We start from the raw sequence: 26,973 nt of genomic DNA, 5'->3' as shown, positions 1-26,973 counted from the left end.
TGTAAAGCCAAAAAATGAATCCAGAATCACAGCTATCTCTGTTTCAGGGATAGCTGAGACATTTTTATTTTAGAGCCTCGCATCCCGATGCGAGCCTCGTTTCCCGCTTCACTGATCATTAGCTTGAGCTCGAAAGAATATTTACAAGGTGCGCCCCTAAGACGTGCCATGCTTCACTCTTTTCTTTTGCATAATCATAATGCAGATAGTGCCGACGGACTTTTGTACCTCCAAGTTGGTGATTCTGGCAGCGGTCGATGATGTCCAGGTTAACGCCCAGTTCCTGCATCAGAGTCGCTCCAGTGCGACGTAAGTCGTCCATTCACCTTTTGTCCCTTGACTCAACACCAGCGAGTCATCGTGATGGCGGCCAGGCAGCGGTTTGCTGCGATTTTTTAGGCTGCACTGCCGGTCGCCTACCAGTTTGCTGATAGTCTTTGTATCGACGTGACTATTTTCGTCTCTGCTGGGGAAGCAGAAACGCGTATGCCCGGTGTGTGCTTGCAACAACTTGAATTGCTCTAAAGCAAAAGCGGATAGGAAAACGTGATGATCTTGACGTTTCCCCTTATGTCCCTTGGTGGCCTCGGCCGGAATGAACCAGTTCCCCTTTTCAAGATCCAGGTGCTTCCATTCGGCTTTCAGCAGTTCACCGATGCGGCAGAGCGTACCCAGGCAAATCCATACGGCACATTGCACACGTTTGTTGGCCGGGCGGACGCCTGAGTATTTCTGGCCTGGATCCAGAGCTTCATAGTCGAGCTCCAAACGGGCGAAAATATCACGCAACTCGCGAATTTCGTCCGGAGAGAGCAGGCGGTTACGCTCCTCATGATAATCGTGATCAAGCAGTTGCTTCACATCTATCAGGTCTGCGGGGTTGCCGTCGACCATTAAAGACCGCCATGGCTTGCGTTTTTCAGCCCAGCGCAGCATCTGTCCGATATCGTTACTGCGAATCACGACTGTGCGGTTCAGCCCGCGGGCTTTCACCGAGCGCAGAACTGTGAGCAGATCTTTCTCTGTAAGACTACGTAGTGGCTTCTTCCCAATTAAGGGAAGTACATCCTTGGTAAAGCTTCGACGGAGCTCTACATTGGCGTCCTCGCGAGACACACCGTCGCGTATCCAATCCTCGAAGAGTTCAGAAACGGTCTTATTTTCGGCAATGCTCTGTTCGGCTAATGCGATGGTCGCTGCTACCGCTGCCTGAGCCTCTATGTTGGCGGCCTTGCGAGCAGCTGCGGGGAGAATGCCTTTGGTGGTAACGGCCTTGACTTCATCGCGTTCGGCGCGGATCTGGGCTAGCGATTTTTTGGGCCAACTGCCCAAGCTCAAATCGCGTTTCACGCCTTCGTGTTTGAACTCGAAGCGAAAGAGTATGGTTACGCCACGCACTCCAGCGCGGATTTTTGCGACCAGTCCACCGTCCTCTCGGAGAATGGTACCGTGATCATCAGCCGTGAAAGCTTCCAATTTTTTTGCAGTCAGCTTGGTCATGTGTCACCCCAGCTTGAACCGGTTAGCTCGAATTTTACCCCACTTTTACCCCACCGAGTGACTCGGCTGTCGGTGGATTCTGGCGGATTGAGGTGGAAGGCGATCGGGGCTGTAGTGCCCGAATTTGCTGGGTTTCGGCCTGCCAAGGCTGGCCATTGACATCCATGAAGAACCACGTAAAAGACGCATGGGGTGCAAGGGGTCGAGTGTTCGAATCACTCCGTCCCGACCAAACTCCAAAGAATCCAGTCACTTAGCGGTGACTGGATTCTTTTATGCCTGTCCGTTTTTCTCTGTTTGGCAATTTTGCCCCACTATATACCCCTCAAATTTCAGCTACCTAAAAGCACCTATGTATTCTCCAGGGTGCTCAAAGCTTGTTCACCCTCGAAAAAAGCCTTTGCCTGGCTCAGGATGAGCCTGGCGCGCCGCTTTGACATCAAGGCTGCAATGACCGTTACACGAATCACCCAAGCCGCTCTGATTGCCTTTGCTGTTCGTGTATTGCGGCCATGAACGTTTGCATCGCCGAGGAGAGTACCCGGTTGCGCCGTGTAATCAGCCCATAAGGCGGTAAGCGGGGCTCCAGCAGGATCGGCAGTATCGCCAGCAGATGGCGACCCGGGTAGTCATCGATCACCGAGCGTGGGGTAATGCCGATCATGTCGGTCTGCTGCAGCAACGCCAGTAAGGTCATGATCGAGGTGGTCTCGACGATGCTGCTGGGCAGGTCGATACGGGCGTTGTGAAATGCCTGGTTGACGATGTTGCGCATTGGGCTTGGATGCGGCTGCAATACCCAGGTCATTTCTTGAAGTTCGGTCCAGGCGATCTTTTTCGCCTTGGCCAGGGGGTGCTGGGCGCCGGTGATCACACACAGGGCCTCTTCGCCCAGGCTGTCGAACTGCAGGTCTTCGGCGCGCGCATTGCTGGGGATGCGGCCCAGCACCACATCGAGCTGGTCCTGCTGCAGGGCCTGCACCAGCACGTCGCTGGTGTCGACCTGCAGGCTCATCGACAAGCGCGGGTGGCTCTGCTTGAGCGTGGCGATGGTGCGCGTCAGCAACCCGGAGGCCAGGGCCGGAATGGCGCCGATGGTGACCCGGCCGAGGTTGCCTGACTCGAGGGCGACCATTTCCTCACGCATGCCGGACAGCTCGGCGAAGATCATCCGTGCGTAATAGATCAGTGTTTCGCCGAACGGCGTGGCGCGCATCCCACGGGCCAGGCGTTCGAACAGTTCGACGCCGAGCAGGTCCTCGGCCTCGTGCAGCATCTTGGTCGCGGCCGGTTGAGTCATGCCGATCTCCTCGGCGGCACGGCGCAGCGAGCCGAGTTCGTCCAGGGCCAGCATCAGGCGCAGTTGCCGCAGGCGCAGGCGGCTGTGGATGATATTGGCGTCGGGGATGCGGGACATGGTCTGGCTCGTGGTCATGGAGGTCGCCAAGATTGACAAGAAATGCAGGAGGGCGCCAGCGGTGGGGGCAGGCAACGCCCCCGCCGCTGGCAGTTTTCAGGCGTTACGGCGTGCCAGGTGGCGGCCGACGCCGGCACGCAGCCCGGCGACGGCCCTGGCCAGCAACGGCCAGCACAGCATCAGCAGTGCCGCGCCGGTCAGGCTGCCGACCAGCGGGTTGGACCAGAAGATTGACAGTTCCCCGTCGGAAAACAGCATCGACTGGCGGAAGGCGTCCTCGGCCTTGTCGCCCAGCACCGCAGCCAGCACCAGTGGCGCGATCGGGTAACCGAGCTTCTTGAACAGATAGCCCAGGGCACCGAACACCAGCATCAGGCCCACGTCGGTCATCGAGTTGTGCACCGAGTAGGCGCCGATGGCGCAGACCATGATGATGATGGGCGCAATGATCGAGAACGGGATGCGCAGGATCGAAGCGAACAGCGGCACGGTGGCCAGCACCACGATCAGGCTGACGACGTTGCCCAGGTACATGCTGGCGATCAGCCCCCAGACAAAATCGTGCTGCTCGACGAACAACGTCGGCCCTGGGTGCAAGCCCCAGATCATCAGGCCGCCGAGCATCACTGCCGCAGTCGCCGAGCCAGGGATACCCAGCGTCAGCATTGGCAGCAGGGCACTGGTGCCGGCGCTGTGGTCGGCGGTTTCCGGGGCAATCACACCTTCCACCTCGCCACTGCCGAAGCGCTCGCGGTGCCTGGAGAAGCGCCGCGCCAGGCTGTAGCTCATGAAGGACGCTGCGGTCGGGCCGCCGGGGGTGATGCCCATCCAGCAGCCGACCAGGGCGCTGCGCAGCCAGGTCAACCAATAGCGTGGCAGTTTGGCCCAGGTGCGCAGGATCACCATCGGCGTGATGCGTGCCCGTTCGCCCCGGAACACCAGGCCTTCCTCGACCGTGCAGAGGATTTCGCCAATGCCGAACAGGCCGATGACCGCGACCTCGAAGCTCAGGCCGGACAGCAGCCAGGGTTGGTCGAAGGTCAGGCGCAACTCGCCAGACACCGTATCCATGCCTACCGTGGCCATGCCAAAGCCGATCATCATCGCCACCACGGTCTTCAGCGGCGGGTTCTTGCTCAGGCCGATGAAGGTGCAGAACGCCAGCAGGTAGACCGCGAAGAACTCCGGCGAACTGAACTCCATGGCAAAGCTGGCGATGCGCGTGGACAGGAAGGTCAGCAACAGCACGCCGACCAGGGCGCCGAGCAGCGCCGAGGTGAACGCGGCTGTCAGCGCTTCGCCGGCCTGGCCGTTGCGTGCCATTGGATAACCGTCGAAGGTGGTCGCCACCGAGGACGGCTCACCCGGGATATTGAACAGGATCGAAGTGATCGAACCGCCGAACAACGCCCCCCAGTACATGCACGACAACAGGATGATTGCAGACACCGGTTCCATGGTGAACGTCAGCGGCAGCAGCAGTGCCACGCCGTTCGGCGCGCCCAGCCCTGGCAGCACGCCGACCAGAATGCCCAGCAGCACGCCTACTACCATCAGCCCGAGGTGGTGGGCGGTGAGGATCAGGCTCATGCCCTGCATCAACGAATCGATTTCGCTCATGGCCGCAGCCCTCCCAGGTAGCTGGCCAGGTCACCCAGCACGCCGGCTTCCAGCGGTACCTTGAACCACACCGCGAAAATCAGGTAACTGGCCAGCGCCGCGCCGCAGGCCACCAGGGCGATGGTCAGGCGCCCATGGCCCTGGCCGGCCTTGCGCGCGCGCCACATGAACCAGGCGATGAACAGTACCGAGGCCAGGTAGATACCGGCGAACGGCATGGCGGCGACATAGGCGGCGATCGGCAGAAACACCGCCAGCACCCGGCGGAACGCCTGGCGGCCAACGAACGCTTGCGTCATGGCTTGCCGGTGCAGCAGGGCTGGCAGCAGGTTGCCGAGGCTGGCGCAGGTCAGCAGCAGGCCGATGTAGAAGGGGAAGTAACCAGCCTCAGGGCCGGCATCGCCCCAACCGATGCCGATTGCCAGGCTGCCGTGCATGACGATGCCACCCAATGCGGCGGTGAACAGCGCCAGGCCAATCTCCACCCAGCGGGTGGTGATCAGCGGCTTGTCTGCGGTCGTGTTCATGATGCTCTCCCTTGCGCCGGTCACTGGCGCAGCCAGCCGGCATCCTTGAACAGCGGGATGACCCGCGCACGGTCCTGCTCGATGTAGCTCACCAGTGCCGGGCCTTCGAGGAAGGTCGGGGCCAGTGCCGAGCGCTCGACGTAAGCCTTGAACTCAGGGGTCTGGCTGACCTTGCGCAGCAGTTCGACGTAGAAAGCGCGTTGCGCGTCGTCGATGCCGCCCGGCAGGAACACCGTGCGCGGGAAGCGGTACTGGTCGATGCCCAGGCCCTGCTCATGGCAGGTAGGGATATCGGCCCAGGACTGTTCGGCGGTGACTTTCTCCTGGTAGATCATGCGTTCTCGGCTGAACACGCACAGCGGCCGCACCTGGCCGCCGCGCCACTGGCTAAGGCTTTCGGCGGGGTTGTTGAGGTTGGCGGCGATGTGTTTGCCAGCCAGCTGGATCGAGGCTTCGCTGCCGCTCTTGAAGGGAATGTAGGTAAGTTTGTTGCCGACTTGTTTGCCGATCAGCAAGGCCAGGGTCTGGTCGACATCCTTGGACTGGCTGCCGCCAAAGCGCAGCTTGCTGGTGTTGTCGGCCAACGCGCCCTTGAGCGCGGCCGCGTCGGCCCAGGGGGCGTCCTGATAGGTCCAGAGGATGAAGTCGTCTTCGGCGACCGCCGCCACCGGCGTCAGGTCGGTCCACTGGTAACCGAGCTTGGCCACCAGCGGCAACAGGTAGACGTTGTTGGTGCCGATCACCAGCTTGTTCGCGTCGCCCCGGGCCAGTTTCATGTCGAGGAAGGCTTCGGCGCCGTTGCCGCCGCCTTTGTTGAGGACCACGGTGTTGACGTCCAGCAGGTGGTGCTGGCTGATCGCCGACTGGATCAGCCGCGCCAGCTGGTCGGTACCACCGCCAGGCCCACCGGCGACGAGGATCTCGACGTTCTTCTCGGGTTTCCAGGCCTCGGCGGCGGCGGGCAGGGCAGTGGCGCAGAACAGGCTGCAGCCGGCCAGGAACGACGACAGGTGACGCGCGTAGGCGTATCGCATGGGTGACCTCTTTGTTGTCTTTGTTATGGGTCAGCGGAGTGTGCGAAGGGCGGTGATAAGCGTCTACTCAAAATTGCCTATACATCGATAGCCCAGGGTTATGCCACAGCGATAACCACAGGCAATGGCTGTATGAGCAGCTTTGATTAGACGGTTATCGTTGCCACGGCCCATAGTGGCCAGGCCGGAAAACACCCGAACACAACAATAACAACCAGAGGTACCTCCCATGGCTCAGGCACAAACCGCTGTGCTTAACGCCGGGCGCTCGGCCGACCAGGCCACTGCCCTGAAGGCCAGCAACGTCCGCTGGCGTATCTTCGCCATCATTTTCGCGCTCACGGTGATCAACCTGATCGACCGTGTTTCCCTGTCGATCGCCATGCCCACCATAGCTGCCGAGTTCGCGCTGACGCCGAGCATGCAGGGGCTGATCCTGAGCAGTTTCTTCTGGGCCTACGCCTTGCTGCAGATCCCGGGTGGCTGGCTGATCGATCGCTATGGCCCGCGTCGGGTGATCGGTTGGTCGACCGGCCTGTGGGGCACCTTCCAGACGCTGGCGGCTTTCGCCACCGGGGGCCTGTCGCTGATGTTCGCCCGGGTGGCCCTGGGCGCTGCAGAGGCGCCACTGTTCCCGTCGGGCGGCAAGCTCAATTCGCTGTGGCTGGGTGCCAACGAGCGCAGCCGCGGGGCGGTGCTGATGGACTGCGGTGGCCCGCTCGGCGCTGCGCTGGGCGGGCTGATCATTGCCTACCTGATCGCCGTGCTCGGTTCCTGGCGCATCGCCTTTTTCGTCGCCGGCATCGCCACCCTGGCCATGGCCTGGCTGGCCTGGCACTACCTGCGCGACAACCCCGCCGAACATGCGGCGGTCAACCAGGCTGAGCTGGACACGATCAACCAGGGCCGCGCAGTGCCGCTGGCGGATGCCGCCCGGCAAACGGCCAAGGGCCTGGGCATCGCCGCGCGTTCGCTGACGGGCATCCTGCTCGGCCGCGCCAGCTGGGCCATGGTGTTCTTCGGCCTGCTGACCTGGGGGCCAAGCTACCTGGCGCATGCCCGCGGCTTCGATATCAAGGGCATCGGCGCTGCCACCTTCATCATCTTCCTGTGTGGAGCGCTGGGTTCGCTGGTCGGCGGTTTTCTGTGCGACCTGCTGATTCGCAAGGGCGTGCGCCGCGGCCTTGCCGCCAAGGGCCTGCTGACCTTGTCTGGCCTGGTTGCGCTGTGCGCCTTCCTGCTGTTGCCTGGCCTGAGCGATGCCTACGCTGCTGTCGCGCTGCTGTCACTGACCGCCTTCTTCCTGATGTGGGGCAGCTTGTACTGGAGCTTCCCGGCGTTGCTCGCTGCACCGTCGCGAGTCGGCCTGATCGGCGGCGTGATGAACCTGGCCGGCAGCCTGGGCGGCATTGTCGTGCCGATCCTGGTGGGCGTGCTGCTGCAGCACTTGGGGGGCTACCCCGCAGTGCTCGGTTTCTTTGCCCTGTGCTCGGCACTGTTCATCGTCGGCACCCTGTTGATTTCGCTGGACAAGACCGAGGTGAACCATGGCTGAGCTGTACGACGGGCCGATCGTCGATGCCCACCATCATTTCTGGGACCCTGCCAACAACCCCCATCCGTGGCTGTCGGGCAGCGAGAACATCCCGTTCCGCTATGGGGACTACAGCGCCATCAAGCGCCGTTACTTCCCCCAGGACTATTTTGCCGATGCCGGCACGCATCGGGTGATCGAGACGGTGTATGTGGAAACCGAATGGGACCCACGCGACCCGATTGGCGAAACCCGCTTCATCCATACCCTGGCCGCGCGTTATGGCGCGCCCAACGCAGTGGTCGCCCAGGCCTGGCTGCACGCCCCTGATGCCGCCGACGTAATCGTCGCCCAGGCAAGTTTCGAGCGGGTGCGCAGCGTGCGCCACAAGCCGGGTGGGCCGACTCACCCCTCAGAAGCCGGCCGCTCGCGCAGCCTGATGAGCGATGAGCAATGGCGCCGGGGCTATGCCGAACTTGGCCGCCACGGTCTGCACTTCGACTTGCAGACCCCGTGGTGGAACCTCGACGAGGCGGCGCAACTGGCCCGCGACTTTCCGGACACCTTGCTGATCCTCAACCACGCCGGGCTGCCTTCGGACCGAAGCGAGCAGGGCCTGGCCAATTGGCAGGCGGCCATGGCGCGCTTCGCCGAATGCACCAACGTCGCGGTGAAGATTTCCGGCATCGGCCTGCCTGGCACGCCGTGGCGCGCCGATGACAACGCCTGGATCGTGCATCAGGTGATCGAACTGTTCGGCAGCGAGCGGGCGATGTTCGCCAGCAACTTCCCGGTCGACGGCCTGTGCGGCAGCTTCGATGACATCTATGGCGGCTTCAAGCGCATCGTCGCCGACCTGCCGCGCACGTCCCAGGAACAGCTTTTCTACCGCAATGCACGGCGCATCTACCGCACCGTGCCCGACACCTTGCGCCACGCCCAGGTGCCGACCGACAAGAGGACCCCCGCATGAGCAACCAACCCCTCCCGCGCCTGGCCATGGTGCTGGGTGACCCGGCCGGTATCGGCCCCGAGCTGATCGCCCGCCTGCTGGCCGAGCCAGAGGTACGGGCGAAGGCGCACGTGGTACTGATCGCCGACGAGCAGGAGCTGCGTCGGGGCATGCAGATTGCCGGGTGCGAATTCCCATATCGGCGTATCGACGCGCTGGCTTCACTGGACTTCAGCGACGAAACGCCGCTGCTGTTTGCCTATCGCGGTGACGCCCAGGGCGCCTTCCCGCGCAGCGAAGCCAGCGTGGTCGGCGGGCGCTACAGCCTGGACACGCTGGCGGTCGCGCTGGAGCTGACCCAGGCGGGCAAGACCGACGCCATTCTGTTCGGCCCGTTGAACAAGACCTCGCTGCACATGGCCGGGATGGGCCACAGCGATGAACTGCACTGGTTTGCCGAGCGCCTGGACTTCGCCGGGCCGTTCTGTGAATTCAACGTGCTCGATGCGCTGTGGACCTCGCGGGTCACTTCGCACGTGGCCCTGGCAGAGGTGCCGGGCCTGCTCAGCCAGCAGCGGGTGCTGGAGGCCATCGGCCTGATCGATACCGCGCTCAAGCGCAACGGCCTGCAGCGACCACGCATCGGTGTGTGCGGGCTGAACCCGCACAACGGCGACAACGGCAGCTTTGGCCGCGAGGAGCTGGACATCATCGGCCCGGCCGTACAGAGGGCGGCAGAGCAGGGGATCGACGCCGATGGCCCGTACCCGGGCGACACCATCTTCCTCAAGGTGCAGGGTGACGCCCAGGCGTTCGATGCGGTGGTGACCATGTATCACGACCAAGGCCAGATCGCGATCAAGCTGATGGGCTTCTCCCGTGGCGTGACCGTGCAAGGCGGCCTGCCTATCCCCATCACCACCCCGGCCCACGGCACCGCCTTCGACATCGCAGGCCTCGGCAAGGCCAATGTCGGCGCCACCCGCCAGGCATTCGAAATCGCCTGCCGCATGGGGCGCAACGCCCGCTGAGTACTCGGCGGCTCCGTTCGGGGCTGCCTCTTTTCTGACCACAACCCGTGCCTGGAGCCTGCTGGCTCCACGGCCGGTTTCACCCCGGAAAAAGGAAAAACAACAATGACAAAAGCCTTTTCTCACCTGCGCAGCGCCGGTGCACTTGCCCCGTGCCTGCTGGCCACCCTGGCACAGGGCGCCCATGCCGAGGGTTTCGTCGACGACGCCAGCGTCACCCTGGGCCTGCGCAACCTGTACTTCAACCGCGACTTTCGCCAACCGGGTGCGGCGCAGTCCAGGCAGGAGGAATGGGCCCAGGGCTTTCTTCTGCAGGCCAGCTCTGGTTACACGCCCGGAGTGCTGGGCGTGGGTATCGACCTGATCGGCCAACTGGGAGTGAAGCTCGACAGCAGCCCGGCGCGCAGTGGCTCGGGGCTGCTGCCTCGGCACAGCGACGGCCGGGCGGCAGACGAGTTTTCGCGCCTCGGCGTGGCGCCCAGGCTGAAGTTGTCGAAAACCGAACTCAAGTTCGGTGAACTGATGCCTGAACTGCCCATCCTGCTGCGCAATGATGGGCGCCTGCTGCCGCAGACGTTCCAGGGTGGCATGCTCAGCTCCAGGGAAATCGACGGCCTGCACCTGCAGGCCGGGCAGATGCGCTCGTTGAGCCAGCGCAATTCCACCAACCATGAAGACCTTTCGGTGGATGGTCGGGGCGGGGTGTTCGCCGATCGCTTCGACTACTTCGGTGGCGAATACCGCTTCAATGCCGACCGCACCCAGGTCGGTCTATGGCAGGCCCGGCTGGAGGATATCTACCAGCAGCGTTACTACAGCGTGAGCCACAAGCAGAAGGTTGGCGAGTGGACCTTGAGCGCCAACGCCGGGTGGTTCACCACCCGCGAGGACGGCAGCGAAGCACTCGGCGCCCTCGACAACCGGGCGTTGACCGGTTTCCTCAGCGCCAGGCGCGGCGGGCACACCGTCGGCGCCGGCTACCAGCGCATGTATGGTGATGACGGGATGATCTACATCGCCGGTACCAGCACCCCGTTGGTCAACGACATTCAGGTGCGCAACTTTACCACCGCAGGGGAGCGCTCGTGGCAGGCGCGCTACGACTACGACTTCGTCGCCCTTGGCATCCCCGGACTGGCGCTGATGGCCCGCTACGTCAGCGGTGACCATGCCCAGGTGGCGGGCGGCAGCAGCGGCCAGGCCTGGGAGCGCGACCTGGATATCACCTATGTGATTCAGGACGGGCTATTGAAGAACCTTGGCGTGCGCTGGCGCAACGCTACGGTGCGTTCCAACCATGTGGCCGATGTGGACGAGAACCGGCTGATCCTCAGCTACACGCTGAAGCTGCTCTAAGCCAACCGGGGCTGCGTGCCCCCTATAACCTCGTCGCTACCAACCCGGCAAAAAGTATTACCCCAGGCTATCGATGGATACGCATAAGTGATTATCCGCATGGCCTGGACCCCTCTACAGTCAGCCCAACACCAACAACAAGAAGCCCGCCCCGGCGCTACGCGGGGCGATCAAGGCAAAACGGGGAATTCCTCCATGAGCGATCATGCCAGCACCCTGGCTTCGGCCATTTCCACCAGCCGCGCGCGGCTACTGCCCTTTCTCATCCTGATGTACGTCCTGGCCTTCATCGATCGCGCCAACGTCGGTTATGCCCGTGCGTTCCTGCAGGCCGACACGGGCCTTGGCGATGCGGCCTTCGCCTTCGGCGCCAGTATCTTCTTCATCGGCTACGCCTGCTTCGAAGTGCCCAGCAACCTCATGCTGCACCGCCTTGGCGCGCGGGTGTGGCTGTGCCGGATCATGGTCACCTGGGGGCTGGTAAGCGCGGCAATGATGTTCGCCGACACAGCCTCCACCTTCTATGTACTGCGCTTCCTGCTGGGCATTGCCGAGGCTGGTTTCTTCCCCGGCATCATCCTCTACCTCACCTACTGGTTCCCCGCCCGCAGCCGCGCCCAGGCGCTGGGCCTGTTCTACTTCGGCCTGCCGCTGGCGCTGGTGCTGGGTGGCCCGCTGTCAGGCTGGCTGCTGGAGTTCCATGGCGTGTTCGGCCTGCGCAACTGGCAGTGGCTGTTCGTCATCGAAGGGCTGCTGGCTTCGCTGGTGGGGATAGCCGCCTACTTCTATCTGGTTGACCGCCCAGGCGATGCCCGCTGGCTCAGCGATGCGCAAAAGCAGGCACTGGAAGGCCAGCTGGCCGAGGAAGATGCGCACAAGCAGGCCCAAGGGCCCCATGGCTTCCTCGGTGCGCTGCGCAATGGCCAGGTGATGAAGTTCTGCCTGGTGTACTTCACCGTGCAGATGAGTGTGTACGGCGTGGTGTTCTACCTGCCCACACGCATTGCCAGTTTTCTCGATGGCCAGGTGGGCCTTAGCGTCGGCCTGTACACCGCCATCCCTTGGGCCTGCGCCCTGGTGGTCACGCGGCTGGTGACCCGCTATGCCGACCGCAGCGGCCTGCATCGGCAACTGGCGGTGGCCATGCTGGCCATGGCGGCAGCGGGCATCGCCGCTTCGGCGCTGGCCGGCAGCCTGCCGCTGGTGGTACTGGCCTTCTGTTTCGCCGCTGCCGGGTTCGTCGCCGTGCAACCGCTGTTCTGGACCTTGCCCACCGGCTACCTCAGTGGTGCGGCGGCGGCCAGTGGCATTGCCCTGATCAACTCGCTGGGCAACCTCGGCGGCTTCGTTGCCCCCAACCTCAAAACCCTGACTGAAACCCTGTTCGCTGACCCACGTGCCGGCATGTTCGCCTTGGCGGTGGTCGGTGTGCTGGGTGCCTGGCTGCTGTCCCGACTGAACGCTTCCCGACCCACTCCAGCCCCGCTGGAACCTGCGCGGGTCGGCTGATCAACACACTCTAGTGAGAGGAACTTCAAACATGAAAATCAAAGCTGTCCGTACCCGCGTGTTCGAGTGGAAAGGCAAGGTGGTACCGCCCCAGGCGCACTTCTGCACCAACGCCAGCGACATCCTGTTCGAGCGCGGCGATGCCATGGGCTCGTTCCGCTTTCACGGCTGGCTGGTGGTAGAGATCGAAACCGACACCGGCATTGTCGGTATCGGCAACTGCGCCCTGGCGCCACGTGTGGCCAAGGAGATCATCGACCTGTACCTGGCACCGATCTGCATCGGCGAAGACCCGTTCGACAGCGAGTACATCTGGCAGAAGATGTACCGCCGCACCCACGCCTGGGGGCGCAAGGGCATCGGCATGGCGGCGATCTCGGCGATCGACCTGGCGATCTGGGACATCATGGGCAAGGCGGTGAACAAGCCGGTGTTCAAGCTGCTGGGTGGGCGCACCAAGGAGAAGATCTGGGCCTACGCGTCCAAGCTGTACGCCAACGATAACCTCGACCTGTTCCTTGAGGAGGCCCAGGGTTACCTCAACCAGGGCTTCACCGCCCTGAAGATGCGCTTTGGCTACGGCCCCAAGGATGGCCCGGCCGGCATGCGCCGCAACATCGAACAGGTGCGTGCGCTGCGCGAACTGGCCGGCCCCGATGTCGACATCATGCTCGAATGCTACATGGGCTGGACGCTGGAATACGCCCGGCGAATGCTGCCGAAGCTGGCCGAGTTCGAGCCACGCTGGCTGGAAGAACCGGTGATCGCCGATGACATCGAAGGCTATATCGAGCTGAAGAAGATGGGCATCATGCCGATCTCCGGCGGTGAGCACGAATTCACCGGGCATGGCTTCAAGGACCTGCTCGAGCGCCGCGCGGTAGACGTGATCCAGTACGACACCAACCGTGTCGGTGGCATCACCGCGGCGCGCAAGATCAACGCCATGGCCGAGGCCTGGTCGGTGCCCGTCATTCCCCACGCCGGGCAGATGCACAACTATCACCTGACCATGGCCAGCACCGCCTCGCCGATGGCCGAGTTCTTCCCGGTGTTCGACGTCGAGGTCGGCAACGAGCTGTTCTACTACGTGTTCAAGGGCGAGCCGCAACCGGTCAATGGCTACATCCAGCTGGATGACGACAAGCCGGGGCTGGGCCTGGAAATTTCCGAGGAATACCTCAAGGACTTCAACATCATCGAATGACTGTGCAGGGCGCCGCCCTGCGCGTGCGCCCGGCCTTGGAAGGAGTGTTAACGATGCGTCTGATTCAATTTGAAGATCAGGCCGGCCAGCGCCGGGTCGGCGTGGTGGAGGGCGAGCGCGCCCTGGAAGTCCGCGGCGTCACCAGTACCCGCGAACTGGCCCTACAAGCCATCGCCGGTGGCCGCGACCTGGCCAGCCAGGTGCAGGCCATTGGCCTGGGCGAAGACCATGACTACCTGGCGCTTTTGGCGGCAGGCCGAGTGCTGCCACCGCTGGACCACGAAGACCCGGCGCATTGCCTGGTCACCGGCACCGGCTTGACCCACCTGGGCAGCGCTGCCACCCGCGACAAGATGCACCAGCAGCAAGCCGAGGGCGCCGTTACCGACAGCATGCGCATGTTCCAGTGGGGGCTTGATGGCGGGCGTCCACCGGCCGGCGAGCAGGGCGCGCAACCGGAGTGGTTCTACAAGGGCGATGGCGCCATTGTCGTGCGCCCCGGTGCCGACTTGCCGCTGCCAGCGTTCGCCGAAGATGCCGGCGAGGAGCCGGAACTGGTCGGGCTGTATGTGATTGGCCAATGCGGCACGCCGTTCCGCCTGGGCTATGCGCTGGGCAACGAGTTCTCCGACCATGTGATGGAGCGGCGCAACTACCTGTACCTGGCGCATTCCAAGTTGCGCGCCTGCAGCTACGGCCCGGAGCTGCGCCTGGGTGCATTGCCTTCGCACCTGGAGGGCAGCAGCCGGATCCTGCGTGATGGCCAGGAGCTGTGGCGCAAGCCGTTCCTGTCCGGCGAGCAGAACATGTGCCACAGCTTCGAGAACCTTGAGTTCCACCACTTCAAGTACGCCCAGTTCCTGCGCCCGGGGGATGTCCACGTGCATTACTTCGGCACTGCCACCTTGTCGTTCGCCGACGGTATCCAGGCCAGGCCGGGCGACACCTTCGAGGTCAGCCTCGATGCCTTCGGCCAGCCCCTGCGCAACGGCATCGTCGCGGCGCCACAGGTGGTTCGCCCTGGCGTGGTGAAAAGCCTCTGAGTTTTCCCTTGCAGCAACAGGAGTCACACATGTCTGGAAGCAACTTCATCGGCGGCGCGCGCAGCGCCGCTGGCACCGTGCAACTGCACAGTATCGACGCTCGCACGGGTGAAGCTTTGCCTGTGGCCTTCACCCAGGCCACCGCCGAGGAGGTGGATGCTGCGGCACGGGCCGCCGAGCAAGCCTTTGCCGGTTACAACAGCCTGGCGCCGGTGCGTCGTGCGCAGTTCCTCGATGCCATCGCCGAGCAGCTGGATGCGCTGGGCGAAGCCTTCATCGCCACGGTCTGCCGCGAAACCGCACTGCCAGCGGCACGCATCCAGGGCGAACGCAGCCGTACCAGCAACCAGCTGCGGTTGTTCGCCCAGCTGCTGCGCCGGGGTGACTACCTGGGCGCGCGCATCGACCGGGCACAGCCCGAACGCCAGCCGCTGCCGCGCCCGGACCTGCGCCAGTACCGTACCGGCGTCGGCCCGGTGGCGGTGTTCGGCGCCAGCAACTTCCCGTTGGCATTCTCCACCGCCGGTGGCGACACCGCCGCCGCCCTGGCCGCCGGTTGCCCGGTGGTGGTCAAGGCGCACAGCGGTCACATGGCCACGGCCGAATACGTCGGTGAAGCCATCCAGCGCGCTGCCGAGGCCACCGGCATGCCCGCCGGCGTATTCAACATGATCTATGGCGCAGGCGTCGGCGAGGCGTTGGTGCGCCACCCGGCAATCCAGGCGGTGGGCTTCACCGGTTCGCTAAAGGGCGGCCGCGCCCTGTGCGACCTGGCAGCAGCGCGCCCGCAGCCGATACCGGTGTTCGCCGAGATGAGCAGCATCAACCCGGTGCTGGTGCTGCCGGCGGCCCTGCAGTCCAGGGGCGAGCAGGTGGCCGCCGAGCTTGCGGCTTCGGTGGTACTGGGGTGTGGGCAGTTCTGCACCAACCCTGGCCTGGTCATCGGGATTGCCGGGCCGGCCTTCTCAGCCTTCGTGGCGGCGTTGAGCGCACGCATGGCGGATCAGCCGGGGCAGACCATGCTCAACGCGGGCACCTTGCGCAGCTATGCCAGCGGCGTCGGGCGGTTGCACCGGCACCCCGGCGTGCGTCACCTGGCAGGGCCCGAGCAGCAAGGGAACCAGGCCTTTGCGCAGCTGTTCCAGGCTGATGTCAGTCTGTTGTTGGAGGGTGATGAGCTGTTGCAGGAGGAAGTCTTCGGCCCGACCACGGTGGTGGTCGAAGCCGCTGATGAAGCTCAACTGCGAGACGCCTTGCAGAGCCTGCATGGCCAGCTGACCGCCACGCTGATCGCCGAGCCCGCGGATCTCGAGCGCTTCGCTGCGCTGGTGCCGGTGCTTGAACGCAAGGCTGGCCGCCTGCTGGTCAATGGCTATCCGACCGGGGTCGAGGTGAGCGATGCGATGGTGCACGGTGGGCCGTATCCGGCAACCTCGGATTCCCGAGGGACGTCGGTGGGGACCTTGGCCATTGACCGGTTCCTGCGGCCGGTCTGCTATCAGGGCTATCCGGGTTGGCTGCTACCCGATGCGCTGAAGGATGCCAACCCACTTGGCATCAATCGCCTGTTGGATGGTGTCACCACGCGTGAGTCCGCCGCGCCCCTTTAGCGATGACAAGTCGCTCCATGGGGTTGCGTGCTGCTCAACCCGGCTGCGAAGCGTAGGCAGCATAAGCCGATGTCACCAGCCAGCCGCAGTCCACCGGCAGGATCGCGCCAGTGATGGCCGAAGCGCCCGGTGAGCACAGGAAATGAATGGTCTCGGCCACTTCCGCCGGGTCGACGAAGCGGCGCAGCGCTGACTTGTCCACCACCGCCTTCGGGTCGCGTTCGCCGCTGTCGATGCGGGCCTGCATGGCGGGGGTGAGGGTGTAGCCCGGTGCCACGGCATTCACCCGCACACCATGCGGCCCCCACTGCGCCGCCATCACCTGGGTCAGCATGTGCAGCCCAGCCTTGCCCACGGCATAGCCGATCTGCGCCGACGGGCGGAAGCTGGTCAGCGAGCACAGGTTGATGATGCTGCCGCTACCCACCTCGCACATCGGCCGGGCCAACTCCCTTGAGATCAGTAACGTGCCGCGTACGTTCACGTTCTGCAGCCGGTCGTATTCCTCGATGTCCAGGTCGAACAGGTGCACGGCGTTCTGCAGCAACCCGCCCGAATTGACCAAGGTGTCCGGCACGCCATAGGTGTCGAGCACATGCCGGCAGAAGGTTTTTACCGCTTGCTCCGATGACACGTCGAGCTTGCAGGCATGCACCGATGCTCCGGCCTCGCGCAACTCGCCGGCCAGGTGTTCGGCCCGTTCGATGTTGATATCGCCGATCACCACGGTGCAGCCAGGTTGCCTGGCAAAACGGCGCACTGTTGCTTCACCGATACCGCTCGCACCGCCTGTTACCACGATTACTGACTGGTTTTTGGACATTTGCGCCTCGCTTGCGTCGCCGTTTGTTGTCGATCAGATGTCGACATAATGGTTGTACAGTGCGTTTTTGTTGTCAACAAATCTGAGGTGCGCTGGCGAAAAGAAAAAATAAATCCACTTAAATCAATTAGATAAAAAGTATCTGGAATTTTTACAACGAAAATGCGTTGACATGTGTCGGCAAAGGGTCGACAACATAGGCGTGCAATTTGATGGATTTCCCGGGCGCGGCGACAGGGCTAAGGCGTCGCGGCCAGCACTTGGTGCAATCGCATTGGGTGGGGAGAGAAAGCAATAAACCGAAGCCAGAGCGTCAACGACACTGCCTTGAAACTGTGTGGTTTCCCAATTCGAATAATAGAGAGGCTCTGAGATGTTCCAGTTAACCCATGTGGTCAAAACGCTAACAGCCGTCTCGTTGGCAGCGGCTGCCCTTTGTGCAGGCTCGGCCAATGCAGCCGATGCGTCCGACAGCTGGAAAGCGGTGAGGGATGCAGGCGTGCTGCGCTGTGGCGCCGCCACTTCGCCGCCCTATGTGATGCGCGACCCGAAAACCGGCACTTACTCCGGCCTGTTCCCAGACCTGTGCAAGCAGTTCGGCGAAGAGGTGTTGAAAGTGAAGGTGCAGTTCGTCGACACCAGTTGGGACAACATCGTCGCCGGGCTTCAGTCCTCGAAGTGGGACATCTCTTTGGCGCTCAACGACACCCCGGAGCGACGCAAGGCCATTACCTTTTCCAGGCCCGCTATCGGTTACAGCGTCAACTTCGCCTACAACAGCAAGAACCCCAAGCTTGCCGGGGGCGTCAACACGGTGGCGGATGTCGACAAACCGGGCATGAGCGTTGCGGTGATGTCTGGTACGGCTCAGGACAAGGCCATTACCGCGCTGCTCAAGCAAGCCAGGATCGTACGCTTGCCAGGCTTCGACGAAACCCGTTTGTCGTTGATGTCCAAGCGCGCCGACTTCCTGGCTGACGACAGCATGACCAACACCTTGCTGACCTCGGCGCACCCGGACTGGGCCAAGACTTTCACGCCTTCGCCCAAGCTGGCTGAGCAGGGCATCAACCTGGGGCTGAACAAGAACACCCCGGCATCGGACATTGCGGTGCTGGACGCCTTCATCGAGCAGAAGATCAGCTCGGGCGACATGGACAAGCTGACCAAGCACGCGGTGGATGTGTCGCTGGCCACCAGCAATTGATTCCGGCGGGGCTTGCGCAGTGCGCGCAAGCACCGTTGCCCCAGAACCCCGCACCCACCGAGGGACACCATGATTAGCTCCACCTATAAATGTATCGAAGGCCACACCGGGGGCATGCCGGTGCGCATGGTCATCAGCGGCGCCCCGGTGCTTGAAGGCGCCGACATGAATGCGCGCCGCCTGTTCTTTGTTGAACATTACGACTGGCTGCGCCGGGCATTGATGCTCGAACCCAAAGGCCACGGGCAAATGTCGGGCACGCTGTTCTATCCACCCATGTCGGCCAACGCTGACTTCAGTTTGCTGTTCATCGAAACCACCGGCTGCCTGCCCATGTGTGGCCACGCAACGATCGGTTCGGTGACGTTCGCCATCGAGGCCGGGCTGGTCGAACCCAAGACCCCAGGCGTGGTGGTGATCGACGTGCCGGCAGGGCAGGTGACCGCCCGCTATGAATATAATGGCGAGCGCGTCACCGGCGTGCGCTTCACCAACGTTGCCTCGTTCCTGCTGCACAAGGATTTGAAGGTGAGCATTCCGGCCCTGGGTGAACTGACCGTCGATGTGGCCTATGGCGGCAACTTCTACCCCATCGTCGAGGTTCAACCGAACTTCCCCGGTGCCGAGTGCTTCAGTGCCACGCAATTGCTGGACATGGGGCGCCAGGTGCGTGACCAGGTCAACCTGGCCGTCGATGTGGTGCACCCGGATTTCCCGCTGATTCGCGGCGTAAGGCATTGCATGTGGACCGGCCCGGCGCAAGCTGAAGGGGCCCACGGGCGCGGGGTGGTGATTTCCGGCGATCAGATCATCGACCGCTCGCCCTGTGGCACCGGCACCTCGGCCAGGGTCGCGCAGCGCCATGCCCGCGGCCTGCTCGATATTGGCCAGCCCTACCGGCACGAAAGCATCATCGGCAGCTACTTCATCGGCCGCGCCGAAGCCAAGGCCGCCTTGGTGTCGGGCTTGCAGGCGGTCTACCCGAGCGTCGAAGGGCGCGCCTGGATCACCGGGCGCAGCGAACACTACGTCGACGATTCAGACCCGTATGCCACCGGCTTCAGTCTGGACGACTTCCAGCCGTGACCGGCGGGGTGGAATGGCGGCTCGTGGGGTTGTAACCTGCATGAAAGCTTGAAGGGCCTGGTGTCGGCATGTTGTCGACACCGTCTTTGTCGATGCCTTGGCCCTGAGGTATAGTGCCGCTTTGCAGTCAGGCCTACACGTGTTGCCTGCCCCCTAGGAACCCGGAACATGGCCAAAGTTACAGAACCGCAAACCCAGAAAGCCACCGGCGCCTCGCGCGTCTACACCATCCTGCGTGATGAAATCCTTACGATGAAGCTTGCGCCGGGCACGGCGCTGGATGAAATCGGCCTGTCCGAGCGCTTCGACCTGTCACGCTCGCCTATCCGTGAGGCGCTGGTGCGGCTGTCAGCCGATGGCCTGGTGTCGATCCTGCCCAACCGCAGCACCATCGTCTCGCAAATGGATTTTCGCCGCATCCCGGAGTTTCTCGACGCCCTGGACCTGTTGCAGCGGGTGACCACCCGGCTGGCGGCCCTGCACCGTTCGCCGCTGGAACTGGCCGACATACGCACCGCCCAGAAGGCCTACGAAAAGGCCATCGCCAACTGCGTCAAGACCGGCACCAGCCAGGCGATGATCGAGAAGAACTACGACTTCCACATGGCCATCGCCAAGGCTGGCCACAACGTCTACTTCGCGGACCTGTATCGGCGTTTGCTGGAGGAGGGCAGGCGCATGCTGCATTTGCACTTCGAATTCCAGACCCTCGACGAGCACATGACCGCCGAAGAAATCGGCCGCGATCACACGCAGATAGTCGATGCCATCGAGGCCAAGGATGCAGACCTGGCCGAGGAGCTGGCGCACCGCCACGCCGCCCAGTTCAAAGGGCGGTTCATGCAGTTCCTGGATCGCAACATCACCGCAAACATGACCCTCACCTATCCCTAGCTTCACGGGCCGGGCCGGGGCTTTTTGCCGGGCCGCCGCACTGCCCGGAAGGGGCTGCACGGCAGCCCCGGTGATCGTGCAGCCCTGTCCAATCCTGGGGCTGCTGCGCCCCCTTACGGCTGCGCCGTCTCCTTGGGCACGGAGTTCATCACCCCGCCCACCGCCCAATCCGAGCGCTGGTAATCGCTGATGATTACCTGGATGTGCTCCTCGGGACAGCGCGCGATGCGCGCTGTCTCACGGGTGAGCACTGCGGCCAGCTCGTTCTTCTGTTCCTGCGACCGTCCGGTCAGCAATTCGACTCTCACTATCGGCATCTGAAAACCCTCGTCGTGATCTTTGTTGGGAACATGATGGTCATTATTTTGGTCGACCAAATGTCGACACAATGCTGTTCCTGATCCGATTCCGTGTCAATGACCGGCGTGATTCGCGTGTCGTTTTTGAAATTTTCTATTTTTTTAATTCAATGTAATCAATCAGATACGCAAAAGCGCATGTGATTTTGCGACAGCCATGGTTGACACGTGTCGGCATTAGGTCGACAAAATATATCCAGACGAAACGGTACATGGCAGGCACGAACGGCCCGCTGGTGCGGGCTCAGCCGAACCCACTGCCTGTCGAGTTTTCGCGATACGACATACCGCGCACTCACTGAACGGATGGACTTCATATGGCAAGCGCACGCATTGGCGTTGATATTGGTGGCACGTTCACCGACCTGGTTTTGCTCGATGACGAAGGGCAGGTCACTTTCACGAAGGTCTCGTCCACCCCGGCCGCCCCCGAAGAGGCCGTGCTGACGGGTGTGGCACGCATCCTGGAGCAAGCCGGGCTTGCCACCAGCGACGTCACCGAGGTGCTGCACGGCACCACGGTCGGCTCCAACACCATGTTGCAGAAGGTCGGCGCCAAATGCGGCCTGATCACCACCAAGGGCTTCCGTGACGTCCTGGAAATCGGTCGGGTGCGTACGCCGACCATGTTCGACCTGTCCTGGGACAAGCCCGTCCCGCTGGTCGAGCGCCGCTACCGCTACGAGATCGACGAGCGTGTGCTGGCCACCGGCGAAGTGCTGCGTGCCACCCCGATCGACGAAGTGCTGCAGGCCGGTCGCTTCTTCCAGAGCGAAGGCGTCGAGTCGGTCGCCATCTGCTTCATCAACTCGTACAAGAACAAGGCCAACGAAGCGGCTGCCCTGGAAGCCTTCCAGCAGCACTTCCCAGGCATCAGCGTGACCGCCTCGATTTCGGTGCTGCCTGAGATGCGCGAGTACGAGCGCACCTCCACCACCGTGGTCAACGCCTACGTGCTGCCGGCCCTGCGCACCTACCTGCAACGCCTGGAATCGGGCCTCAAGCGCATCGGCGTGAAGGCACCGCTGCTGGTCAGCAACTCCAATGGCGGCCTGTCCAGCGCCGCCATCGCCCAGGACACCCCGGTGTTCTTCATCTCCTCGGGCCGCTCGGCCGGGGTGGTCGGTGCTGGCCGTCTGGGCCAGGCGCGTAACGACAAGGACCTGGTGGTCTTCGATATGGGCGGCACCACCGCCTCGGCGTCGCTGATTCACAACGGCGAACTGGCGCGTACCAACGAGTACGAGTTCCGCGCCGGCATCTCCACCCCAAGCCGCTTCATCAAGGCTGGCGGCTACATGATGCGCGTGCCGACCATCGACGTGGCCGAGGTCGGCAGTGGTGCAGGCTCCATCGCCTGGCTCGATGCCGGTGGCCTGCTCAACGTCGGCCCGGTGTCTGCAGGTGCCTTCCCGGGCCCTGTGTGCTACGGCATCGGCGGTGAAAAACCCACCGTGACCGACGCCAACGCAATCCTCGGCTTCCTGCCGCAGAGCCTGGCCAGCGGCACCATGCAACTGAACATCGGTGCGGCCCGCGATGCGGTCGAAACCTTGCTGGCTGGCCCGCTGGGCATCAGCGTCGAGGAGGCCGCGGTGGGCATCCGCGAGGTGGTCAACGTCAACATGGCGCGCACCATCAAGGCGGTCACCGTCGAGCGCGGCGTCGACCCGCGTGACTTCACCCTGACTGCCTTCGGTGGCTCGGGCCCGGTGCATGCCTGTGACCTGGCCCGCGCGCTGGACATGAAGCGCGTGGTGTTCCCGGCCGCGCCGGGTGTGTTCACCGCCATGGGCATGCTGGCCGGTGCGGTGGAGCGCTACTTCGTGCACCCGTCGTTGCAGCAGCTCGACAACCTCGACCTGGCCGCGCTCGAGCAGCAAGTCGCCAGGATGCGCGCCCAGGCCCAGGAGGCCCTGGCCGCCGAAGGCTACAGCGCCGACCGCATCGAGTACGTCTTCGACCTCGACATGCGCTTCCGTGGCCAGGACTACGAACTGCCGGTGCGCGTGCCGGCCAAGCTCGACGAGTCGGCCCGCGCACAACTGCGCAGCGACTTCCTGGCCGCCTACACCGCGATGTACGGCTACGCCTCCAAGGATTCCATCGAGTGCGCCAGCCTGCGCCTGCTGGCCCGTGGCGTTGCGACCAAGACCCTCGACTTCAATGACCTGCGCACCCGCAAGGGCACGGTCCAGGCCGCTGAAGCGAGCACCCGCAAGGTGTACTTCGATCGCCAGAGCGGCTGGGTCGATACCCCCATCCTGCCGCGTGCAGCGTTGACCGGCGAGGTCGTCGGCCCGGTGATCCTCGAAAGCACCGACACCACCATCGTCATTCCACCTCGCTGGCGCGCCACCGTCGACTCGATCGGCAGCGTAATCGCCACCCTGGCCTGATATTTGAGGAATAGATAGCCATGACACAACGTAACGTTGACCCAATCACGTTCGCCGTCGTCAAGAACGCCCTCGACACCATCGTCGACGATATGGCCTTCGCGGTGATGCGTACCGCGCGTTCGCCAATCATCCGTGACGTGCTCGACTATTCGGTCACCATGTGCGACGCCTCCGGCCGCATCCTGGCCCAGGCCAAGACCGTGGCCCTGCACCTGGGCGCGGTGCCTGATGCGATCGATGTGATCATCGCCAAGTACGCCGACAATGTGGCGCCGGGCGATGTGATCATCCTCAACGACCCCTATGAAGGTGGCATGCACCTGCCGGACATCTTCATGTTCAAGCCGATCTTCTTCAAAGGTCGCCTGCAGGGCTTCTCGGTGGTGATCGCCCACCACTGCGACGTGGGCGGGCGCGTGCCGGGCTCCAACGCTGCCGACTCCACCGAGATCTACCAGGAAGGCCTGCGCATCCCGCCGACCAAGCTGTACAAGGCCGGTGAAGAAAACGAGACGCTGTTCGAGATCATCAAGAAGAACGTGCGCCTGCCGGACCTGGTGCTGGGCGACCTGGGCGCGCAGCTGGCCACCTGCAATATCGGTGAACGTGAGCTGGTTCGCCTGTTCGACCGCTACGGCGAGCAGGGCCTGCGCGACTACTTCGACGAGCTGCTCGACTACGGCGAGCGCCTGACCCGCAAGGCCATTCAAGCCTGGCCGGACGGCACCTACGAGTTCCTCGACCACATCGACAACGACGGCTTCTGCGAAACCCCGATCCCGATCAAGTGCGCCGTGACCGTCAAGGGCGACCGCCTTTCGGTCGACTTCGCCGGCTCTTCGCCACAAGTGCGTGGCGCGATCAACTCGACGCTGTCGTTCGTCAAATCGGCCACCTACCTCAGCATCCGCTGCGCGCTGGACGCCGATGTGCCGAACAACGCCGGGGTGTACCGCTGCATCGACATCACCGCCCCGCAAGGTTCGATCCTCAACCCGAACATGCCGGCGCCGGTGGCTGCACGGGCCCTGACCGGCTACCGCGTGGTCGACTGCGTGCTGGGCGCGGTGGCGCAGATCGCACCGAAGAAGGTGATGGCGGCCGGCGAGGGCGGCAACACCGTGATCGCCCTGAGCGGCTACGTGGAGAACTCCATCGAGCCGTACATCCTGGTCGACATGATCAACGGCGCCTGGGGCGGCCGGCACAACAAGGACGGCATCGAAGGGGTCACCAACCCGTCGCAGAACATGTCGAACATGCCGATCGAGACGCTGGAAGCGCGCTACCCCATCGTCATGGAAGCCTACGGTTTCGCCACCGACTCCGGTGGTGCTGGCGAGTACCGCGGTGGCCTGGGCCTGGTGCGCGAGTACCGCATCCTGTCCAGGGACGTGGTTGCGCAGATTCGCTCCGACCGCGCCGTGCATGCCCCTTACGGGCTGTTCGGGGGCAAGCCGGGCGCCTGTTCGGCGAACTACCTGCGGGTCAACAACGAACTGCAGCCGCTGCCGAGCAAGTTCACCATGAACCTGGGCCGTGACGCGGTCATCCGCCACGAACAGGCCGGTGGCGGCGGCTATGGCGACCCGCTCAAGCGCAGCTTCGAGCTGATCGAGCAGGACCTGGCCAACGGCAAGATCACCCAGGCCTATGCCGAGCTCCACCACGGCGTGGTGTTTGCCAACGGCAAGCTCGACCGGGCGCACTCCCGGGCGCGCTGACGGCCAGCCGGGGCAAGGCGCGGCAGGCAGCTGCCGCGCCCATTGAACGCAAACAAGAACAACAAGCAAGGGTGGTCAAATGGCTCAAACATTGAAGCAACGACTGGCAGCGCTGGGGCATGAGTACCCTGATGCACCCAAGCCAGGCGCCAATTTCGCCGCGACTCGTCAGGTCGGCAACCTGCTGTATGTGTCCGGGCAGGTGCCCGTTGCCGGTGGCGTCGACCGCTATGTCGGGCAACTGGGGAGCGATCTCTCGCTGGAGCAGGGCCAGGCGGCTGCACAGCTGTGTGCATTGAACATCCTGGTGCAGGTGGATCGTTTCGTCGCTGGCGATTTCGCCAAGGTGGCCGGTTGTGTGCGCCTCGGCGGCTTCGTCAACGCAGTACCCGGTTTTGCCGACCACCCCAAGGTGCTCAACGGTGCTTCCGACCTGATCATCAGCGTGCTCGGCGAGACCGGCCGGCATGCGCGTGCAGCCGTCGGCTGCAGCTCGCTGCCGCGCAATGTCGCCGTGGAAGTCGAGGCCATTTTCGAACTGGCCAGCAGCGAGGCATCGCTGACGCCGGCGCGCTGAAACGGTCGGTTCCATCAGGCGCGTTGCGCTGCGAGGAAAATCCCATGTTCTCTACGGAAATCAAAGCTGTGGCTACCTCACCTCTTACCGCCCAGGGTGTTACCCCGTTGACGGCGACTGGCGACTTCGTCCAGTTCCGTGAAGTGTACAAATCGTACGGCGAAAGCCTGGTGGTCATGGACGGCCTGAACCTGGACATGCGCGCCGACGACCGCCTGGTGATCATCGGCCCGAGCGGCAGCGGCAAAAGCACGCTGCTGCGGGTGATGATGGGCCTGGATGACATCCAGCGTGGCCAGATCAGCTTCCAGGGCCAGCCGTACATCAACGGTGCCGGCAAGGACCGCCCGCGCATCGACGCCCGCCTGCAGAAGCAGATCGGCATGGTGTTCCAGCACTACACGCTGTTCCCGCACCTGTCGGTGCTCAGCAACCTGATCCTGGCGCCGGTGAAGATCGCCGGGCTGACCAAGGTCGAAGCCACCGAGCGCGCCCGCAAGTACCTGGCGCGCCTGGGGCTGGAAAGCAAGCTGCACGCCTACCCCAGCCAGTTGTCCGGTGGCCAGAAGCAGCGCGTGGCCATCGCCCGCGCATTGATGCTCGAGCCCAAGCTGATGCTGTTCGACGAGGTGACCTCGGCGCTGGACCCGGAAATGGTCATCGAGGTGCAGAACGTGATGCTGCAGCTGGCCGAGCAGAAGATGGCGATGATCATCGTCACCCATGACATGCACTTTGCCCGCGACATCGCCACGCGTGTGGTGTTCTGCGCCAATGGCAAGGTGGTCGAGCAGGGCCCGCCAGCACAGATGTTCAAGTCGCCCAAGCAGCCACGGACCCGGGAATTCCTGGAGAAAGTCCTTCATCTGGAGTGAGACAGGCCATGCATTACGAATTTGATTTTGCGTTCTTGCAGAACAGTGTCGGCGTGCTGCTCGAAGGCCTGAAGGTGACCATCCAGCTGGCGTTGGCCGCCAACCTGATGGGCCTGGTGCTGGGCTTTCTGCTGTGCCTGCTGGTGATGAGCCGCTGGGCGATCCTGCGCTGGCCGGCGCAACTGTTCATCGAGTTCTTCCGCTGCACCCCGGCGCTGCTGCAGATCGTCTGGTTCTTCTACTGCATCCCGATGATGGTGGATGTGTTCATCGACCCGATGGTCATGGGCATCCTGGCCCTGGGCCTGAACCTCACCGCGTTCAACGCCGAGGCGTACCGCGCCGGTGTGCAGGCGGTGCCCCGCGAGCACCTGGATGCGTGCACGGCACTGGGCCTGAAGCCGTTCCACCGGACCTTCTACGTGGTGCTGCCGCAGGCGTTGCGCTCGGCGTTGCCGGTGCTGCTGACCAACGGGATCGGTTCGCTGCAACAAAGCGCGCTGGTGGCGATCGTGGCGATTTCCGACCTGATGTACGTGGCCAAGGGCCTGGCGACCGACGCCTACCGGCCCCTGGAAACCTATTCGGTGGTGGCGCTGGTGTACTTCGCCCTGTCGCTGCCGATTTCGAAACTGGCCAACATGATCGAGCGTCGTCAGGACGCTGCGATGCAGCGTTGAAGGGGG

General features: G+C 63.4%; 22 protein-coding genes and 1 pseudogene. 16 read left to right on the top strand and 7 right to left on the bottom strand.

The annotated features are described in order from the left end of the window. Positions 1-118: 118 nt before the first annotated feature. The 5 genes and pseudogenes from ACFY9W_RS15245 to ACFY9W_RS15225 form a co-directional block, all read right to left on the bottom strand. Positions 119-1,500, bottom strand: a pseudogene (locus tag ACFY9W_RS15245) (tyrosine-type recombinase/integrase). Between the two features lie 466 nt (positions 1,501-1,966). Further along, positions 1,967-2,917 carry a LysR substrate-binding domain-containing protein gene (locus ACFY9W_RS15240; RefSeq protein WP_391131611.1) on the bottom strand — a complete coding sequence of 317 codons (951 nt, stop codon included), beginning with the start codon at positions 2,915-2,917 and terminating at the stop codon, positions 1,967-1,969. A 96-nt stretch (positions 2,918-3,013) separates the two neighbouring features. Further along, entirely contained in the window at positions 3,014-4,537 is a 1,524-nt protein-coding gene (locus ACFY9W_RS15235) for a tripartite tricarboxylate transporter permease (RefSeq protein ID WP_391131609.1), read from the bottom strand. Beyond that, positions 4,534-5,064: a tripartite tricarboxylate transporter TctB family protein gene (locus tag ACFY9W_RS15230; protein ID WP_391131607.1), complete on the bottom strand. Its 531-nt coding sequence runs from the start codon at positions 5,062-5,064 to the stop codon at positions 4,534-4,536. Before ACFY9W_RS15230 ends, ACFY9W_RS15235 begins: the two co-directional genes overlap by 4 nt. Positions 5,065-5,084: 20 nt before the next feature. Next, positions 5,085-6,098: a tripartite tricarboxylate transporter substrate-binding protein gene (locus ACFY9W_RS15225; RefSeq protein ID WP_391131605.1), complete on the bottom strand. Its 1,014-nt coding sequence runs from the start codon at positions 6,096-6,098 to the stop codon at positions 5,085-5,087. Positions 6,099-6,327: 229 nt separating this feature from the next. On the opposite strand from ACFY9W_RS15225, the gene ACFY9W_RS15220 reads away from it, so the two are divergent. From ACFY9W_RS15220 to ACFY9W_RS15185, 8 genes are all read left to right on the top strand, one after another. Then, positions 6,328-7,653, top strand: coding sequence for an MFS transporter (locus tag ACFY9W_RS15220; protein ID WP_391131603.1), 1,326 nt, complete (start codon positions 6,328-6,330; stop codon positions 7,651-7,653). Further along, positions 7,646-8,605: an amidohydrolase family protein gene (locus ACFY9W_RS15215; protein WP_391131601.1), complete on the top strand. Its 960-nt coding sequence runs from the start codon at positions 7,646-7,648 to the stop codon at positions 8,603-8,605. Before ACFY9W_RS15220 ends, ACFY9W_RS15215 begins: the two co-directional genes overlap by 8 nt. After that, positions 8,602-9,615, top strand: a complete 1,014-nt coding sequence (locus ACFY9W_RS15210) for a 4-hydroxythreonine-4-phosphate dehydrogenase PdxA (RefSeq protein WP_391131599.1) — start codon at positions 8,602-8,604, stop codon at positions 9,613-9,615. Before ACFY9W_RS15215 ends, ACFY9W_RS15210 begins: the two co-directional genes overlap by 4 nt. Before the next feature lie 105 nt (positions 9,616-9,720). Then, positions 9,721-10,971 carry an OprD family outer membrane porin gene (locus ACFY9W_RS15205; protein WP_391131597.1) on the top strand — a complete coding sequence of 417 codons (1,251 nt, stop codon included), beginning with the start codon at positions 9,721-9,723 and terminating at the stop codon, positions 10,969-10,971. Positions 10,972-11,166: 195 nt separating this feature from the next. Next, the gene (locus ACFY9W_RS15200; protein WP_391131595.1) at positions 11,167-12,480 is read left to right on the top strand and encodes an MFS transporter; all 1,314 of its coding nucleotides are present in this window, start codon (positions 11,167-11,169) and stop codon (positions 12,478-12,480) included. 31 nt (positions 12,481-12,511) lie between these two features. After that, positions 12,512-13,687 (top strand): L-lyxonate dehydratase, encoded by a 1,176-nt coding sequence (locus ACFY9W_RS15195; protein WP_391131593.1) that lies wholly within the window; start codon positions 12,512-12,514, stop codon positions 13,685-13,687. Positions 13,688-13,740: 53 nt separating this feature from the next. Beyond that, positions 13,741-14,730 carry an AraD1 family protein gene (gene araD1, locus ACFY9W_RS15190; protein WP_391131591.1) on the top strand — a complete coding sequence of 330 codons (990 nt, stop codon included), beginning with the start codon at positions 13,741-13,743 and terminating at the stop codon, positions 14,728-14,730. Positions 14,731-14,759: 29 nt separating this feature from the next. After that, positions 14,760-16,340, top strand: a complete 1,581-nt coding sequence (locus ACFY9W_RS15185) for an aldehyde dehydrogenase family protein (protein ID WP_391131589.1) — start codon at positions 14,760-14,762, stop codon at positions 16,338-16,340. Positions 16,341-16,374: 34 nt separating this feature from the next. On the opposite strand, the gene ACFY9W_RS15180 is transcribed toward ACFY9W_RS15185, so the two are convergent. Continuing rightward, positions 16,375-17,163 carry an SDR family oxidoreductase gene (locus tag ACFY9W_RS15180; RefSeq protein WP_391131587.1) on the bottom strand — a complete coding sequence of 263 codons (789 nt, stop codon included), beginning with the start codon at positions 17,161-17,163 and terminating at the stop codon, positions 16,375-16,377. Between the two features lie 373 nt (positions 17,164-17,536). Here ACFY9W_RS15180 and ACFY9W_RS15175 point away from each other — a divergent pair, with 373 nt between their 5' ends. From ACFY9W_RS15175 to ACFY9W_RS15165, 3 genes are all read left to right on the top strand, one after another. Beyond that, complete coding sequence (locus ACFY9W_RS15175) at positions 17,537-18,370, top strand: transporter substrate-binding domain-containing protein (RefSeq protein ID WP_391131585.1); 834 nt, start codon at positions 17,537-17,539, stop codon at positions 18,368-18,370. A gap of 69 nt (positions 18,371-18,439) precedes the next feature. Beyond that, positions 18,440-19,456: a 4-hydroxyproline epimerase gene (locus ACFY9W_RS15170; protein WP_391131583.1), complete on the top strand. Its 1,017-nt coding sequence runs from the start codon at positions 18,440-18,442 to the stop codon at positions 19,454-19,456. A gap of 168 nt (positions 19,457-19,624) precedes the next feature. After that, positions 19,625-20,350 carry an FCD domain-containing protein gene (locus tag ACFY9W_RS15165; protein ID WP_391131581.1) on the top strand — a complete coding sequence of 242 codons (726 nt, stop codon included), beginning with the start codon at positions 19,625-19,627 and terminating at the stop codon, positions 20,348-20,350. A 113-nt stretch (positions 20,351-20,463) separates the two neighbouring features. Here the strand turns inward: ACFY9W_RS15165 and ACFY9W_RS15160 are convergent, their stop codons facing one another. Beyond that, the gene (locus ACFY9W_RS15160) at positions 20,464-20,727 is read right to left on the bottom strand and encodes a 2-hydroxymuconate tautomerase (protein ID WP_391131579.1); all 264 of its coding nucleotides are present in this window, start codon (positions 20,725-20,727) and stop codon (positions 20,464-20,466) included. A gap of 299 nt (positions 20,728-21,026) precedes the next feature. Between ACFY9W_RS15160 and ACFY9W_RS15155 the strand changes: the two genes are divergently transcribed. The 5 genes from ACFY9W_RS15155 to ACFY9W_RS15135 all read left to right on the top strand — a co-directional run bounded on the left by ACFY9W_RS15155 (position 21,027) and on the right by ACFY9W_RS15135 (position 26,967). Further along, entirely contained in the window at positions 21,027-23,108 is a 2,082-nt protein-coding gene (locus ACFY9W_RS15155) for a hydantoinase/oxoprolinase family protein (protein ID WP_391131577.1), read from the top strand. A 20-nt stretch (positions 23,109-23,128) separates the two neighbouring features. Beyond that, positions 23,129-24,835, top strand: a complete 1,707-nt coding sequence (locus tag ACFY9W_RS15150) for a hydantoinase B/oxoprolinase family protein (RefSeq protein WP_391131575.1) — start codon at positions 23,129-23,131, stop codon at positions 24,833-24,835. A gap of 79 nt (positions 24,836-24,914) precedes the next feature. Next, positions 24,915-25,412, top strand: coding sequence for an Atu1372/SO_1960 family protein (locus tag ACFY9W_RS15145; protein WP_391131573.1), 498 nt, complete (start codon positions 24,915-24,917; stop codon positions 25,410-25,412). Positions 25,413-25,456: 44 nt separating this feature from the next. Beyond that, positions 25,457-26,287 carry an ATP-binding cassette domain-containing protein gene (locus ACFY9W_RS15140; protein ID WP_391131571.1) on the top strand — a complete coding sequence of 277 codons (831 nt, stop codon included), beginning with the start codon at positions 25,457-25,459 and terminating at the stop codon, positions 26,285-26,287. Positions 26,288-26,295: 8 nt separating this feature from the next. Beyond that, positions 26,296-26,967 (top strand): ABC transporter permease subunit, encoded by a 672-nt coding sequence (locus tag ACFY9W_RS15135; protein WP_391131568.1) that lies wholly within the window; start codon positions 26,296-26,298, stop codon positions 26,965-26,967. The last annotated feature ends 6 nt before the right edge of the window (positions 26,968-26,973 follow it).

It is taken from the genome of Pseudomonas sp. NPDC008258, from assembly GCF_042956345.1.
GTDB lineage: Bacteria > Pseudomonadota > Gammaproteobacteria > Pseudomonadales > Pseudomonadaceae > Aquipseudomonas.
Note: the sequence above shows the minus strand (reverse complement) of the source record. Positions and strands in the feature narration are given on the sequence as shown.